15 protein-coding genes are annotated in these 14,711 nt (G+C 59.5%); 1 reads left to right on the top strand and 14 read right to left on the bottom strand.

From position 1 onward, the window contains the following. Window positions 1–3: 3 nt before the first annotated feature. Window positions 4–765: a nucleotidyltransferase family protein gene (locus VEH04_02215; GenBank protein ID HYG21568.1), complete on the bottom strand. Its 762-nt coding sequence runs from the start codon at window positions 763–765 to the stop codon at window positions 4–6. Window positions 766–899: 134 nt separating this feature from the next. Here VEH04_02215 and VEH04_02210 point away from each other — a divergent pair, with 134 nt between their 5' ends. After that, window positions 900–1,091 (top strand): hypothetical protein, encoded by a 192-nt coding sequence (locus VEH04_02210; GenBank protein HYG21567.1) that lies wholly within the window; start codon window positions 900–902, stop codon window positions 1,089–1,091. A 14-nt stretch (window positions 1,092–1,105) separates the two neighbouring features. On the opposite strand, the gene VEH04_02205 is transcribed toward VEH04_02210, so the two are convergent. The 13 genes from VEH04_02205 to VEH04_02145 form a co-directional block, all read right to left on the bottom strand. Beyond that, window positions 1,106–1,618, bottom strand: coding sequence for a glycosyltransferase (locus VEH04_02205; GenBank protein HYG21566.1), 513 nt, complete (start codon window positions 1,616–1,618; stop codon window positions 1,106–1,108). Then, window positions 1,609–2,475: a PIG-L family deacetylase gene (locus VEH04_02200; protein HYG21565.1), complete on the bottom strand. Its 867-nt coding sequence runs from the start codon at window positions 2,473–2,475 to the stop codon at window positions 1,609–1,611. The genes VEH04_02205 and VEH04_02200 overlap by 10 nt, the downstream gene beginning before the upstream one ends. Continuing rightward, the gene (locus VEH04_02195; protein ID HYG21564.1) at window positions 2,472–3,248 is read right to left on the bottom strand and encodes a TIGR04290 family methyltransferase; all 777 of its coding nucleotides are present in this window, start codon (window positions 3,246–3,248) and stop codon (window positions 2,472–2,474) included. Before VEH04_02195 ends, VEH04_02200 begins: the two co-directional genes overlap by 4 nt. 17 nt (window positions 3,249–3,265) lie before the next feature. Continuing rightward, window positions 3,266–4,093, bottom strand: coding sequence for a sugar phosphate nucleotidyltransferase (locus tag VEH04_02190; protein ID HYG21563.1), 828 nt, complete (start codon window positions 4,091–4,093; stop codon window positions 3,266–3,268). A gap of 80 nt (window positions 4,094–4,173) precedes the next feature. Then, entirely contained in the window at window positions 4,174–5,271 is a 1,098-nt protein-coding gene (locus tag VEH04_02185; protein HYG21562.1) for a glycosyltransferase, read from the bottom strand. Between the two features lie 35 nt (window positions 5,272–5,306). After that, window positions 5,307–6,416, bottom strand: a complete 1,110-nt coding sequence (locus VEH04_02180) for a glycosyltransferase (protein HYG21561.1) — start codon at window positions 6,414–6,416, stop codon at window positions 5,307–5,309. A gap of 201 nt (window positions 6,417–6,617) precedes the next feature. Continuing rightward, window positions 6,618–7,778, bottom strand: coding sequence for a glycosyltransferase (locus tag VEH04_02175; GenBank protein ID HYG21560.1), 1,161 nt, complete (start codon window positions 7,776–7,778; stop codon window positions 6,618–6,620). After that, window positions 7,775–8,899 (bottom strand): glycosyltransferase, encoded by a 1,125-nt coding sequence (locus VEH04_02170; GenBank protein ID HYG21559.1) that lies wholly within the window; start codon window positions 8,897–8,899, stop codon window positions 7,775–7,777. Before VEH04_02170 ends, VEH04_02175 begins: the two co-directional genes overlap by 4 nt. Further along, complete coding sequence (locus VEH04_02165; GenBank protein ID HYG21558.1) at window positions 8,896–10,074, bottom strand: glycosyltransferase family 4 protein; 1,179 nt, start codon at window positions 10,072–10,074, stop codon at window positions 8,896–8,898. Before VEH04_02165 ends, VEH04_02170 begins: the two co-directional genes overlap by 4 nt. Window positions 10,075–10,087: 13 nt before the next feature. Then, window positions 10,088–11,140: a Gfo/Idh/MocA family oxidoreductase gene (locus VEH04_02160; protein HYG21557.1), complete on the bottom strand. Its 1,053-nt coding sequence runs from the start codon at window positions 11,138–11,140 to the stop codon at window positions 10,088–10,090. A gap of 11 nt (window positions 11,141–11,151) precedes the next feature. Then, complete coding sequence (locus VEH04_02155) at window positions 11,152–12,108, bottom strand: zinc-binding dehydrogenase (GenBank protein ID HYG21556.1); 957 nt, start codon at window positions 12,106–12,108, stop codon at window positions 11,152–11,154. 140 nt (window positions 12,109–12,248) lie between these two features. Beyond that, window positions 12,249–13,529 carry an NAD-dependent epimerase/dehydratase family protein gene (locus VEH04_02150; GenBank protein HYG21555.1) on the bottom strand — a complete coding sequence of 427 codons (1,281 nt, stop codon included), beginning with the start codon at window positions 13,527–13,529 and terminating at the stop codon, window positions 12,249–12,251. Further along, on the bottom strand, window positions 13,526–14,641 hold the full coding sequence (locus VEH04_02145; GenBank protein ID HYG21554.1) for an SDR family NAD(P)-dependent oxidoreductase: 1,116 nt from the start codon (window positions 14,639–14,641) through the stop codon (window positions 13,526–13,528). The genes VEH04_02150 and VEH04_02145 overlap by 4 nt, the downstream gene beginning before the upstream one ends. Between the last annotated feature and the right edge of the window lie 70 nt (window positions 14,642–14,711).

The raw sequence follows: 14,711 nt of genomic DNA, 5'->3' as shown, positions 1-14,711 counted from the left end.
TCCCTAAAGCGCGGGCCCTGATTGTTTCTCAAGGCTTGCGAGGACTTCGGGGTCACGCACGTCGACCCAGCGGCCTTGAATTTCAAGACCGGCGATTGTGTGATGCGTTTCAAGCAGGCCATTAATGGCATCCGTTAATTCGAATTCACCGCGCGGGGATTTCTGCAGCTTGGCGGTTTCATCGAACAGCGAGGGTTTGAAGATGTAGATGCCCGCGTTGTACCACACCGGCTCACCCGCCTTCAACAACCCCTCCGACTGCAGTTGCGCTACCCGCTGAGGACCCGGTTTTTCAACGATGCGCTGCAGGCAGAACTTCTCATCAAAAAAGTTCAGGCCGCCCTTGCTGACATCTTGTCCGCGCGTCACGGTTATCAAACCCGAAAAATATCCTTCGTTAAAGCGATGGATCATCTGCTGGTACGTCTCCGGTTTTACAAGGATGTCGCCGTACGTCAGCAGGAACGGTGAAACTCCGATGAATTCCTTTGCAAGTTCGGGGGCTTTTCCGGTTCCGTCTTGAACGATTTGGCGGCCGTATTGAATGCGAACCTTCCAGCGTGAGCCATTGCCAAAGTAGTGTTCAACGACTTCGGCCTGCCAGCCCGTGACGATGAAGATATCGTGAATGCCCGTCGCGGCGATCCCTTCGACGATGTGCTCCAGGATTGGCTTGCCTTGAACCTTCAACATGGGCTTGGGAAGTTCCTGCGTGAGTTCCCGCATGCGAGTCCCTTTGCCTGCGGCCAATATAACGGCTTTCATTGCGCACCAATGAACACCGATGACATGCCCTGACAAAGTAAAATCTGATATGGCACGAGCGGCTGCTGCCATACGGCATCCATGCGGGTTTTGCCTCCATACTCGACCCTCAACAGTTGGGGAAGGTTCGCTTCATGAAACCACGTTCCGATACCAATTCGAAGGCGCAACCCCAACGTCGTGCGAGCGAGGTGGGACACGCGCGAAATGCCGAACATGAAGAGAACCGCAAGACGAATCTCAGCAAGGACCTGAAGCCTGGCAAGCCAGCCGATCGCAGCGCGGCGGAATCGGAAAGCACCGTCCAGGGCAGCGAATTCAAATAGGAAACAACCGCCCCTCAGACCGCGAAGCTCTGCTGCTGTTCCTGGGCTTCGCGCTCGCGCTGGATCCTTTCGCCAGCCAGCCGATGATACGTTGCCACGTAGTTTTCAACGAACTGACCCATCTCTCCTGGCGCGCCCGGCCGCCCCGGATCCGTGTTCAGAGAAACGCCCGTGTCGCTTTTGGGTGTGACAACAATCGGCACGTTGGAGTGTGGGAGACATTCGTCGGAATCGAACCCGTGCAAATGAATCACGTCGAAACGCCATGTGCTCAGCAGCATTTCGATCGTCGCACGATACTGCGCTCGAACCTGCTCCTCTCCCGCTTCGTTGAGGGGAGTTTCGGGTCTGGGCATCTCGACCAAAATCCCTTCCACGTCATAGCCTTCGGGTGCAATCACGATTGAGTGATGTCCCGCGCGGTTCAGTGCGGCATCCAGGTGCCTCAACATGTGGCCAGCTTCCCCGTCAGATTCGGGGCCGAATCCGGCGGAGGGATGAACGACGTTTAAAACGGTCAATTGCATAGTGGAGTGTGCGATTCATGTGTGGTTGCCGCCAGCCGCGACGCAACGATATCGTCCTCGGTGAAACGGCGCAGGGCCGCGCCTGCAAGCTTGCGCCACCGTTCGCCGGTCGTTCCCCATTCGAATAATTCGTAATGAAGCTTTCCCGGATGTGGCGCCTGGGCGAAGTCGTAAACCGGCGCCAGGCGGAAGCGCTCGTGGCCAATGGGGAAATACTGCAGCCGGTCTCGCTGCGTCTGGCAGCAAGCAAACAGCTGCTGCTTGAACTGGCGCTCCGCTGGCGTGAGGACGCGGGTCACGACCTCCTGCCGCGCACGGGGAAGGAACTCACCGGTCGCCATTATCCCCGCGCGATTGAAATACCCGGCGAACTCCACGATAAGCGGCTGAACTCCCAATTCCTGTTGCAAAATCGCGCATGCGGTGTGGACAGCAAAGGCTGTGGCATCGTTGTCCGGATGGCCCCCTTCGTACGCATGGGTAAGGACCACTTGCGGCTGCAGTTCGAGCAATTTGTCCACCATCGTCTCCGTTAATGAGACCAGGTTAAGCGTGGTTTCCTGCGCGGCAAAACCAAGCGGGTGCAGCTGGCGCACCTGAATTCCTGTCAGCGCCAGGGCGGTGATCGCTTCGCGCTGGCGGAACGACGCATACTCCTCCGACGTGACGAAGCCGGCGCGCCAGACATCGACGGAGTTTCGCGGTGCGCCATCAGTGACATGCACGACCTGCGCGTGCGACCAGCGCCGCAATTGGACCCCGGCGCCGATCACCTCAGCGGCGGGATAAGCTGCGACAACCGCCATGCGCGGCGCTGTGGCGTTAGAGAACAACAGTTGGGACCAGTGGCTTGTCATAAACGGGAAGTTGCCGGGTAAACCGCGCCGCCGGGTCCGGCAAACGCGCCGCAGCGGCATACAAAAACCTCGGCCTCAGGATGCGCCTCGATTTCGAATCCGGCGCTTCGCAACATCGCTTCAGCACATGCGCGATTGGGCACCCACCAATTGGTCGGGTCGCCAGCGTACCGATGCTCGATGAAATACATCCGCGGAAAGGCTGGATTATCGAAGATGTCGGTCTGCCAGAATTGGTAGTCACTCTTGACCGGCATCATTTCGCTGCTGCCACGCTGCATGGATTGAAACACGAACAGGTCGCGAGTCACGTGCTCACGGATGAGGTCGAGCGCAAGCAGCGGGTGGCGCAGGTGATAAAGCACACCCATAAACAGAACGATGTCGAACTTCTCACCGAGCTGGGCCACGTCGTAAACCGACATCTGCCGAAAATCGATCTCGACCCCGGATACCTCCGCGGCAAAACGGGCCTGCGCCAGGTATCGTTCATCAAAGTCAATGCCGACCACCCGCTCAGCACCGCGGCGCTTCATTTCAATCGAGTAGAAGCCGCCATTGCAGCCAATATCCAGAACCGTCTTTCCGCTGAGATCGGCAGGGATCGAATCCGCAAATGCCTGCCATTTGATTTCAGGGTAGTTGCCGAGGAAATGGTCGGGCGCAGTCTGCACCCCGCGGAGATTCAGATTGTGAAACCACGCTCCCAGTCCCGCAACACGCTCGCGGACTTCTTCCGGGGTGAGGGACGGAGTGGTGGAAATGGGACTCATACTGAATGGCGCGGCGGCTATCGCGTTCGGGTTGAAAGGATCGGTTCCACGCATCGGCCGGCTGGCTGGGGCCTGCAATTGAGGAGCACGCTCTCAGTCCCGTTCTCACGTTCCTGTTGTTCGCTGGCTGTGCTCAGGAGAGTGATCGCGGACCGGTAGCCATGCAGCGTTCCAATGTCGACGTACGATTCGCCCGCGCGCACGCCCACCGCTTCGCCGCCGATTGCCAGGTAGGCATTCACGAGCGTTCCGAAGTATTCGTCGCCGCGTTCCGGCTGTTTCCAGAGTTCGTGGAGCTCGTGGTAAACGGAGCCCGGCATCTTGAATGCACCCCAAATCCAACGCGTCTGCGCATCCTTCTGCTTCACTTGAATGCAGGTCACGCGACCCGTTTCATCCGTGTTCACCGCATCGAAAAACTCTGGTCTATCCACCGGAAACAGCAGGAAGGAAAGGCGGTCGTCGGGCAACTGCCGCAGCGCGGATTCGGGAAACCAGACCGTGTCAGGCAAACCCACGATCACGGGCTCATCGCGAGAAATCAGCGGCGCGGCACGGAAAACTGCGTCGCAAAGCCCGCCAGGCCGGGGCTGGATTACGTATGCAAATTCGGCTGCTCCATATCCACCGCCGTAATACGAAAGGATGTCGGATTTGCCGGGCGAAATCACGAAGCAGATCTTGGTCGCGCCGCCGAGCATCATGCGCTCGATGAGATATTCACTGACAGCACGTGGACGTTCCGTTCCATCCTCCCTGCGGCTGCCGACGGGCAACAGCTCCTTCGAGAATGCGAGCGGCTGAATTCTGCTTCCCGCGCCCGCTGCTGGTATGATTCCCCACATAGACTGCATCCAGTTTTCGCAGAAAAACAAGGAGCCCCCAATGGGATGAGCACCGTAAGGGTTTAACCCCGAAAATGCGCTTACACGCGCCCGTTGGATGCCATCCGTTCGTTTGCCACCGCGGCGTCCAAAAGCGATTCCAAGTCGATCGCCCGGCGTTCGGCGGTGTGTTCCGTCAGCGCCCGTTCGCGAGCGGCATTCCCGATTTGTTCCAAATCCAGATCCGACCGGTCGAGCGCGGCGACGGCGTCGTCCGTGGATGCAGCAACCAGGATCTGTTCGCCCGGAGCAAAGAACTCATCGAGACCCTCCCACCAATCGCTCAAGATGGGCGTTCCGCATGCCGCCGCCTCGAACAGCCGCCCTGAGGGGCAAAATCCCATTTCCGCCATCGCCTGCCGCGTGACGTTCAATGTCATGCGCGATGAGCTGTAAAACGCGGGGTGGTCCGTGGGTGCCACGTGCGATGCGAAGTAAATATTGCTCGTCCACGGAAACTCCCCGGGATATAGCGCACCGCCGATCAGAAACCTTTTATTGGGCAGCTGCCGCGCAGGATCAATGAACAACTTCTGAAGGGCTGCCTGGCGGTCCGCTGCATAGGTTCCCAGGTACGACAGATCGCTCCGAAACATATCCACGGGGCTGACCCGGCGATGCACGGTGGGGTCGACGCTGCCGTACAGGGGAGCCACCCGCCGCGCGCCCAGTTCGATCCGAAGCTGGTCCAGCGCGCGTCCGCCTGTGTAACTCAGCACCAGGTCGAAATCGCAAAGGCCGCGCGGTCCGATGTAGCTGACGTTCCCGCCCGACCGCAGATGATGCAGGGTGACCGGGGTGTCGAGGTCGTAAAATGTTTTCAGCCGCGCCGCGGACTCCAGCACGAGTTCCGTAGCGGCGATTCCATCGGCACAGTAGGAGGTCACCATTCCCACATCCGCGTCCGACAACGCGCGTTGCGCCCGGTCCCTCACGTTGTCCCACTCTGGATACAACACCAATTGGCCTCCTTCGAGTTCAGTGAGGTCGCGGTGCGACGCGTAATAGGGAACATCCCGTTCGTAGAACTCGATGGCATGGCCGCGCTGAATGAGGGCGCGACACAGACCACGCCAAAGGGTGGCATGTCCGTTGCCCCACGAAGAACTAAGCGTCAGGCCAAAGATGACGATTTTCATGGCGACCTGGAGGGCACCTTTCGCCTGCCACAAAATCACGCGGCACTGCTTCGAACCGTCGTGCGCTTCAGCAACCCGAGCACATACGATTCAAGTTCCTGCGCGCGCTGGCGGGAAGTATGCCTCGCGAGCACGCATTCGCGGGCACGATAGCCAATGCGCCGGCGGTCGATCTCCGGCACGTTGCGCAGAAAGTCCAGGGTTTCGCCACTGGACCGCGAAATCAAAATCTCCTTTCCAGGCTCGAAGAACTGGTCCAGGCCTTCCCACCAATCGCTGATGATTGGCGTCCCACAGGCAGCTGCCTCGAACAGTCTGACGCTCGGTGAGTATCCGGCCGCCACCATGTCCGCGCGCGTGACATTAAGGGTGAACCGCTGCGAATTGTAAAACGACCGATGCTTCTCAGGCGAAAGATGTGTAAATCGCCGAACGTTTCGCGGCCAGCGGATGGAACGCGGATACTGCGGACCCGCCACAACGAAGCGCCCGGAATCCCATTGCCGCGCGGGCTCGAGCAGAAGCCGGTCAAGCACTGGCTGCCGATCGTCGCTATAGGTCCCCATGTAACCGAGATCCCACTTTCGCTCGCACTCTTCCGGAAAATAAAGCATGGCGTCCACCGAACAATAAAGCGGCCGGGCCATGGGTGAATGGTAATGCTTCTCGATGTGATCCAGAATCGGGCCGCCGGTGAACGAAAGATACAGGTGATAACGCGGGATCAGCGAAGATGACAAGTAGTCGACCCGCCCCGAGAGAAGGTTCGCCATGGTCACCGGGGTGTCGATGTCATAGAAGGCGGTCACTCCCTGCGCCAGATCGGTCACCCATTCACCGACAGCGATTCCGTCCGGCACGTACGATCCCACGACGACGGCATCAGCCTGCCGCACTTCCCCGCTGAATCGATCCTTCAACTCCGCGATGTCGCGATACAATTCCGTCCGCCCATAAGGCGGATTCGGAAGGTCGCGATTGGAAGCATACCATTCCGTGTCGCGTTCAAGGAACAGCACGTCGTGTCCGCGCCCACTCAGTTCGCGCACCAGCCCGCGATAGGTCGTGGCGTGTCCATTGCCCCAGGAGGAGGTAATCGAAAGGCCGATGATGACAATCTTCAACCCTCGACGGCGGGACTTCATCGATTCGAGCTCCGGTCCCGAAGCGGGCAGCAGAGTGGCGATGTCCGTGCCGCGCGAGGCCACAGGGCTAACCGCGCGGGCGGCATGTTCGTTGGTGGAGTGGCGGAACAAGAATTCGCTCTTCAACTTTGGCAATACCGTCGTGTGGATTGTGTTTAACTTCGCTTTCATGTGACAGCTCGCAAAAATCCATGAACTCCTCTACGGATTCCGAACGATCTCTCGTGCAACAGCGGCGCTCGCACTCTGCTCCGTCCAGGTTTCTCCGGAACGCGGCCGCACGGCGTCCCATTTGCCTGCCACGACTTTCTCGAACTGGCCGGCACGATGCGCGTAAGTGTGTTCGGAAAGGACCCGTTGCAACGCGGCGTTGCCGATGCGGCGCGACTCATCGGGACTGAGTCTTCTCAGGTGTTCGGCAACTTCCTCGCCGCTGCCTGCCACGAGCACCTCGCGTCCGGGTTCAAGGAACATCTCAATTCCCTCCCATGCATCCGTTATCAGGCAGGCGCCCGCTCCTGCCGCTTCAAACACCCGCGTCGGTGGCGAAAAACCGTACCGCGCCATGCTGCTGCGGTTCACATTCAAAACCGTCCTTGGCGTGGAATTGAATGCGTTGTGCTCCTGTGTGTATACGTGCCCGAGATAATTGACGTTCGCGGGCATCCGCTTGTCCTGCCAGCCGTTTCCGCCGAGAAGAAAACGATGTTTCGGCAACAGGGCCGCAGGTTTCAGAAAAAATTCCTCCACGCGCGTCTCGCGATCCGGCATCCGATTCCCCAGGAACCCAAGGTCGCCTGTGAACCGTGAATCAGGCTCAGCCGGGAAGTGCGTGTGCGGATCCAATGCATTGTAGATTGGGACGCACTCCCGGGCTCCGGCCTTCCGATATGTGTTCACCACGGGGTCGCCGCCGCCGTAAGTGAGGATGAAATTGTACTGCGGGATCAATCGGTTGAAGGGATCGCGAGGGTCCGACTGAATTCGATCGAGAGTTGCCGGAGCATCCACATCGAGAAACGCCACGAGACGGCTCGCGGTCTGCAGTTCCAGCACGGCGCGTTCAAGCAGATCGTCGAAGACGCCGACGCCGCTGCACTTGATGACAAGGTCGCTTGCGCGGGCCTGTTGAACGGCTTTCAGCACCGCCGCTTCATTATTCTCATAAACCACAACGCGAGCCCAAGGCGGGTCCGGAATGTCTCGATGCTGCTGGCGCTCGTAGGCGTCGGGTTCGTAAAACGTCACCCGATGTCCGCGATCGTGCAATGCGCGGACAAGGCCCCGATAGTAAGTAGCCGCGCCGTTCCAGTAAGCCGATACCACGCTCGAGCCGAAGAAAGAAATGTTCAAGCCACTCATAAAGATGCTGAGGCGATGACACCCGTTGCGCGCTCTTTCAGGGCGGCATGAATGGAAAGCAGTTCATCCACGCGATGCGCGCACGTGTGATGTTCATGGACGGTTTGCAGGCCATGCTGCGCCAATTCGCGTCCAAATTCAGGTTCGTTCAGGACAGCACGAAGTTGCGCACTCATTTCCGCCCCGTTCCGCGCCACGAGAAAATCTTTTCCCGGTTCGAACAGCCCCTCGACGTCATTCCATGGCGAACAGATCAACGGGATGCCGCACGCCAGCGCTTCGAAAACGCGGATCGTCGGAATTCCCGGAAGCGCCTGCACGTAGGGCCGGCGAGGGATGTGGACCGTGACACGATGTTGCGCAAACACGCCGGGCGCGGCGAAATTTGGGAGCCATCCCGAGTATTCGATTCCTGCTGCTGTCAGCCGCTGAACCGCTGCCGCCGGATACCTCACGCCATGCACGCGCGCACTGAGCTTCAGGGCGGCGCAGGGTTGAATCAGGAATTCATCCAGCTCGGTGGTGCGTTCGTCATCGCCCCAATTGCCCACCCAAACCAGGTCTCCGCATTTGGCGACTTCCGGATGCGGGCTGAAAACGCGGACATCGGCCGCCTCGTGCCAAGTCCACGCTTGCCGGACACGGCCGCTGTTTTCATATAATTCGCGAAGCACGTCCCCGTAAGCGAGCACGCCATCGTAGTGGGAGAGCTCATACGCTGCCATGCTTTCAGGCGCAGTGACCATCCGATGGTGCGTGTCGTGAAAGAACAATCGATACGTGTCGTAGCGGGCACGATGCTCCCCCACGCGGCGAACCAGTTGATGATCGTTCCATTCGTGAACGATGACAATTTCGGCCCCGCTCAAGACTTCGTCGAGATCCAGCCGCGCAAGGTCATATCGGATGGAACTGAGGCCCGGATAGACGCGGCGGAAATCTTCGACCGGCTTCTCGCCATGCTGCTCCAGCAGATTCTTCAGACTCCATGCGTCGTGAGGTTCATACACGGCCACGTCGTGTCCCCGTGCCAGCAGGTCGGAGACGACTCCGCGAAGGAAATGAGCGTTGCCGTGGTTCCAGTCGGAGAGAAGCGAATGATAAAAGAGAACGATTTTCATGAGCCAGTTCCGGCAGCGAGAGGCGCTGCGTTGGAATCTGAAGAGGCCACGGCGGGAGCCGCCTCCGGCTCGTTCGCAGCTGCGACACGGCGCGCCAGCAATTCTGCATACGCATGCATGTAGACATCCGCCATCGTCTCGGGTGTGTAACGCTGCGCCTGCGCAAACGCGGCATCCGCCAGACGGGCGCGCTCGTGCGGGTCGGCAATCAATCCGGAAAGCGTCGCCTGCAATGCGACGGCATCATCAGGATCCACATACACCGCGGCGTCCTCCCAAATCTCACGCAGGCTGGGAATGTCGCCCAGCACGAGTGCGCAGTGACTCAGCGCCGCTTCAAGCGCCGAGAGCCCGAACGGTTCGTAGCGTGCCGGCAATGCATAGATCGCCGCCCGCTGCAAAGCGCCCGCCATGTCTGTGGGTGATAAATTCCCCAGGCAGGACAGATTTCGGAATCGCGCGAGGTTGCCATCGGGGTCCGCCTCCGCTCCCGCGATCAGCACCGGCCATTCAAGCTTTTTAGCGGCCGTGGCAAGCGTTCCAATATTCTTCGCGTCATCCCACAGGCGGCCCGCTGCGAAGACGAGGTCGTGCTTCTTTCGCGGCTTTATGCTCGGCAGCCGGCGGCCGTTGTAGATCACGCGCGAACGCTTAAACGGCCCGTAATCGCGAATCAGTGATTGGAGCATGGTCCGGGACGGTGCGACGACGAGATCGGCAGCCTGCAATCCAGTGATGACCCCTTCGCGGTAATCATCCCACTCCGCTGGAGCTTCACTGCCACGGACCGCTCGCCACCAGGAAAGCACGCAGGAGTGTCCAACCACGAGACGGGGGCATTCCCAGGGCAGGGCGCCATGTGCGAATCCATTCAGATGCACCAGGTCAGGTTGAAACGATTGCTCCAATTCCAGAAGCCAGTGCCCGGCGCGCTCCACATCTCGCCTGCTATCCGTCATCCACTCCAACTTGTAAGCGCTCTCAAATAAAGTGAGGTTGGACTCGGCTGCCGCTTCAGCCTTTTGGGTCATGCTCATCGGCGCTCCCATCGTCGCGAGGCCAATCGCAATACCGTGTCGAGCCAGCGCACGGGTCAGTTCGAGTGCGTAGGTCCAGACTCCACCGACGGTGTCCGCGGTCATCAAGACGCGCCTGGGATGCAGCAACTGATTCATTTGACGTTGGTCATCAGATCGGGAGTCTCGAATTGCCGTAGATGCAATCGAGGGATTCTGCGACCGCAAGAAGGTCTTCGACATCAGGCGAATACCTACCACCCCGTGCCAGCTGTTCGGCCCAATTCACAGCTGCCCGGGGACCCCAAGGCTCCACGATGTCCGACAGGATTTCACGGCGTGTACCAATAAACCTTTCCGCCACGAAGTCATAAAACGAGCCGCCCACGTTCCGAATGGCAGCCCCGCCTCGCGTGCCATAGAAGGCTGCGGAGATCACGGCGTCACACCCTGCAGGCAGTTTCCATGAGCAGGCGAGCTGCACGGCTGCGCCGGTTTCGAGATCGAGGCGGGCCATTGCATAATCTTCCACCTCGCCAGTGTCGCGCGCCAGTGGACGGCCCTGTGCAAAGAGGCGGCTGGTGACGTTGCGGAGGCGAGGAAACTGCAACGTCCACAGGGCGAGATCCACGAGGTGAATCCCAAGATCAATCACGCAGCCACCGCCCGACAACCGGGCGTCGTAGAACCAAGGTTTATCGGGCCCATACGCGTTATGAAATGTCAGGTCGACGGCGTAAATGTCCCCGAGCTCCCCTGCCAGGTTCAACTCGCGGATCCGTTGAACACCAGTGATAAAGCGATAGGAGAGATCGACACCGAGCAATCGATCTGCGGATCGCGCAGCATCGATCACGCGCCGGGTTTCAGCGGCGTTCCGTCCCAGCGGCTTCTGGCAAAAGACGGCGAGGCCACGCTCGAGCGCAGCAACCGCCTGATCGGCGTGCAAAGCGCTCGGCGTGGCGATCACCACCCCATCCAGTTCCACCTCCAACAAGGCGTCCAACGAGTCCAACACCGCAGCTCGAGGTTCGATGCGCGCCGCCTCTGTCCGCAATGCTTCCGAAGTTTCGGCAATGGCTGTGATTTCAATGGCGCCGCTTGCTGCCATCGCTTCCATCCGATTCCGGCCGATCCAGCCGACGCCTAAAAAACCGAGTCTTGGGCGCGCACATCTCTTCGCGGCGGGTCTTGTCGGGCTCGGCTGGTCCAGCAGGTCTGGCATGAAACTTTTCATTATGATATGCGAACCCAGGCTTTCAGAAATTCAGCTGGGCGGGCTTTCATTGCGTTCAAGGCGCTCGCCAGTCGTTCCAGCGAAAACTCGTGGGTGTAGAGCGGTTGCGGGTTCAGGTTGCCCGCGGTCATGGATTCAACCGCGTCGCGAATGCCGTTCACATAAACGGCGGTTTCGCGCTCATGGGCGTTGATGACGTCGAGCCCGCGCCAGTTCCACAACTGCATGTTCACCTGGCGTGGTCCGTCCTGATGATACCCGGCGATGATGAGCCGTCCTCGTTCCCGTGTCAGTTCACCCGCCAAATCGAGAGGCCATTGCGCTCCGACCGCTTCAATCACGCGGTCACATCCCAAATCAGTTGTCAGACGTTTCACTTTCTCGATGATCCGGCAGTGATCGTCCATGGGAATGGTTTCAGCCGCGCCCATCATCCGGGCCATTTCCAAGGCGAAAGGACGGCGAGTGATAGCGATGACATTCGCGCCGGCGCGCGCGCAGAGTTGTGTCAACACAGCCCCGAGAAAACCAATTCCGACGATCGCAACGGTCTGCCCCTTCCTGATGTCGCTGCGATGAAACACGTTCAGTGCACAGCCCAGCGCTTCGCCTGGAAAAGGCTGGCCGTCAAACTCGGGCGGCAGCCTGACGACTGCGCTTTCCGGGGCGACGTCAAATTCAGCGAAGGCCCTATACGAAAGCAACGCGACGCGATCGTTTATCCCCACTGTTGTGACACGGCTGCCGATCGCGTCCACATAGCCCCAACCCTCGTGTCCCGGCTGGCCAGCTTCGAACGGATACGAAAACCACGGGCGGCCCTCCCACGGCGCGAGGTTGGATCCGCAGACACCGCAGCCCTCAAGGCGGACACGGACTTCATTCTCGCGAGGATCTGGAACCGGCTGCTCCTCGATCCGGATCAACCCGGGTCCCGCCAGCACCGCGGCCACCATGCGGTTCCTGTTTCGCCCAGAACGTCCTGGTCGAAAGGTGGCGTTGGAGCCAAGCTGCAGTGCTGCAGGTGCGTCGCAAGCGCCTTGGCGGGTGCCGAGGAGGGACGTCCCCGAGCCGGCATGAGTCACGTGCGCCATGCTTACACGGCTGTTGCCAGCGTAACATCCGTTTCGCGGGGTTCACCGCTTCCGTTCGGCAGGCGCTTGAGACGCGGAACTCGCCGAGCCGGAACTTTCCGAAGACTCACACCACCATGGTGACGGGCGCGCACAGAGGAGACAGCATCGATCGATGAGGCAGTCGAGCGATTCTTCACCAGCCAATCGTGCAACTGCGTCACGCCCTCGCGAACTGTGAGGGCAGGGGCCCAGCCCGTTGCTTCAGAAAACCGGCGGGTGTCAGATACGTAGAATTGCTGGTCAGCGGGCCGCCAAGCATCGAAGCGCACCGAAGGCGCGCGTCCGCGCAGGTGGCTAATCAGATTCAGAAGCTCTAACAAGCTCGTCGTGTTCGACGGCCCGCCGCCAATATTGAAGACCTGCCCGCTGATGGCACTGATGTTTTCTTGCGCGAGCAGGAAAGCGTTCACCAAATCTTCGACAAACAAAATATCCCGCACCTGCCGGCCATCGCCGTAGAGTGTGATGGGTTCACCGTTAAGGGCGCGGATGAGGAAATGAGCGACCCATCCCTGATCCTCGTTGCCGAATTGATGCGGCCCGTAGATGCAACTCATCCGAAATACCGCAGTCTTAAGGCCGAACGTCTTGGCATAGTCCAGGACGTATTGCTCCGCGGCTCCCTTCGAACAGCCGTATGGACTGTGAAAATGCAGCGCGCGCGATTCGCCGAAACCGAAGTCCCCCGACTCCGCATCCGCAGGTTCGTAACGTTCCTCGCGCTGCACGAGCGCGACATCATTCATGTGGCCGTAAACCTTGTTCGTGCTGGTGAAGATCAACGGCGGCGGAGAGGACCGGGATCGGATGGCTTCCAGCAAATTCAAAGTGCCCAGCGCATTGATCTCAAAATCATCAATCGGGTCCTCAAGGCTCGTTGTCACCGCGACCTGCGCCGCGAAATGAAACACCTGGCCCGCATCTGAGACAGCCCTGCGAACGGCTTCGCGGTTTCGGATGTCCCCATGCTGGAACTGGACGAGCGTGCCATAGGTTGCCTGGAGCCATGCCAGGTTTTGCTCAACCCCTGCGCGGGAAAGATTGTCGAACAGGATCACGGGCTTGCCACCCGACAACAGCCGGGCCGCGAGGTTGGTGCCAATAAACCCGGCGCCTCCTGTGATCAGCGCCGGCCGCCCCCGATGCCCGTTAACGCTATTGACGCCTGTTGCTGGCGAGTGCAGGTGGCCCGCCGCACCTCCATTGTCGCTCCCCAAGGCCTTCGTGGTTCGCCTGCTCATACAGTCAGACCTCGTGCTGAGAGTTCGGCGCTTGCCTGCGCGACGCGATCTTCCGCAACCTGGCCCTCGAGCCATGTCACCAACTCATTCAAGCCATTATCGAGCGAGACCTGCGGCTCGTAGCCGATGACGCTGCGCGCATGGCTGATGTCCGCGAAACAATGACGCACGTCGCCAATGCGATACTTGCCGGTAATTTCGGCCTCAATGTGCTCCTTGCCCATTACGGACGATATGCGTTGAGCGAGGTCGCTGATCGTGTAGTGCTGGCCGCTTCCGATGTTGAACACCTGCCCCGCTGCCGCGGGAGTTTCCAAAGCCAGACGGCATCCCCGCGCGACGTCGTGAACGCTCACGAAGTCACGCTTCTGGAGGCCGTCTTCAAAAATCATGGGTGGATTGTTGTTCAACAAGCGCGAGGCGAATATGGCCATCACGCCGGTGTAAGGATTCGAAAGCGCCTGGCGCGTTCCGTAGACATTGAAAAAGCGGAGCGCCACGGTCGGAATCTGGTATGCGCGGCCGATGATCAGGCACATCCGTTCCTGGTCGTATTTCGACAACGCGTAAATGGAAGCGAGGGCCGGTGATTTGTTTTCGGGCGTTGGCACCGGCGTGAGAACTCCACCCTCGGCATCGTGAAGCTCCCAGTCGCGCGCCTTGAGCTCCTCAAGGGTGCGTTCATGACCGGGAACAAAATCTCCTATCGGCGTCCGATACAACCCCTCTCCATACAAGCTCATGCTGGATGCAACCACGAGCCGCTCCACGGGCTTCTCAATGAGGGCCTCGAGCAGCACCGCGGTGCCCTCGTTGTTTACGGACGTGTATTTCGCCACTTCATACATGCTCTGGCCCACGCCGACCATTGCTGCAAAATGATAAACCGCGTCCACGCCTTTCAGGCTGCGGCGAACCGCGTCCCGGTCACGCACATCGCCGACCACCAGTTCCACGTCAGAATCCAGATACTCAGGACGCTGCTGTTTGGGTCCATGAACCTGTTCGGAGAGAGAATCCAAAATCCGGATTTGATAGCCCTGTGCGAGAAGTTCGTCCGTGAGATGTGATCCAATGAACCCTGCCCCACCGGTGATCAGTATTCGTTTCATTTTAAAGACTTCGAAGTGGTTCGAAGTTGTTTTCACAGTAGGCTGCACACCGGGACGAACAATCAGGGCT

It is taken from the genome of Verrucomicrobiia bacterium (assembly GCA_035629175.1).
Lineage (GTDB): Bacteria > Verrucomicrobiota > Verrucomicrobiia > Limisphaerales > DASXHY01 > DASXHY01.
The sequence above is the reverse complement of the archived record's forward strand: the minus strand, read 5'-3'. Positions and strand labels throughout refer to the sequence as shown.

Excerpts from the sequence above, each read along its gene's own strand:
- VEH04_02185 (HYG21562.1), bottom strand. The coding sequence starts at position 5,271 with ATGAAAATCGTCATCTTTGGCCTGACGCTTAGTTCTTCGTGGGGCAAC.
- VEH04_02175 (HYG21560.1), bottom strand. The coding sequence starts at position 7,778 with ATGAGTGGCTTGAACATTTCTTTCTTCGGCTCGAGCGTGGTATCGGCT.
- VEH04_02195 (HYG21564.1), bottom strand. The coding sequence starts at position 3,248 with ATGAGTCCCATTTCCACCACTCCGTCCCTCACCCCGGAAGAAGTCCGC.
- VEH04_02170 (HYG21559.1), bottom strand. The coding sequence starts at position 8,899 with ATGAAAATCGTTCTCTTTTATCATTCGCTTCTCTCCGACTGGAACCAC.
- VEH04_02155 (HYG21556.1), bottom strand. The coding sequence starts at position 12,108 with ATGGTGGCCGCGGTGCTGGCGGGACCCGGGTTGATCCGGATCGAGGAG.
- VEH04_02180 (HYG21561.1), bottom strand. The coding sequence starts at position 6,416 with ATGAAGTCCCGCCGTCGAGGGTTGAAGATTGTCATCATCGGCCTTTCG.
- VEH04_02150 (HYG21555.1), bottom strand. The coding sequence starts at position 13,529 with ATGAGCAGGCGAACCACGAAGGCCTTGGGGAGCGACAATGGAGGTGCG.
- VEH04_02215 (HYG21568.1), bottom strand. The coding sequence starts at position 765 with ATGAAAGCCGTTATATTGGCCGCAGGCAAAGGGACTCGCATGCGGGAA.
- VEH04_02205 (HYG21566.1), bottom strand. The coding sequence starts at position 1,618 with ATGCAATTGACCGTTTTAAACGTCGTTCATCCCTCCGCCGGATTCGGC.
- VEH04_02145 (HYG21554.1), bottom strand. The coding sequence starts at position 14,641 with ATGAAACGAATACTGATCACCGGTGGGGCAGGGTTCATTGGATCACAT.
- VEH04_02210 (HYG21567.1), top strand. The coding sequence starts at position 900 with ATGAAACCACGTTCCGATACCAATTCGAAGGCGCAACCCCAACGTCGT.
- VEH04_02190 (HYG21563.1), bottom strand. The coding sequence starts at position 4,093 with ATGTGGGGAATCATACCAGCAGCGGGCGCGGGAAGCAGAATTCAGCCG.
- VEH04_02165 (HYG21558.1), bottom strand. The coding sequence starts at position 10,074 with ATGAATCAGTTGCTGCATCCCAGGCGCGTCTTGATGACCGCGGACACC.
- VEH04_02200 (HYG21565.1), bottom strand. The coding sequence starts at position 2,475 with ATGACAAGCCACTGGTCCCAACTGTTGTTCTCTAACGCCACAGCGCCG.
- VEH04_02160 (HYG21557.1), bottom strand. The coding sequence starts at position 11,140 with ATGCCAGACCTGCTGGACCAGCCGAGCCCGACAAGACCCGCCGCGAAG.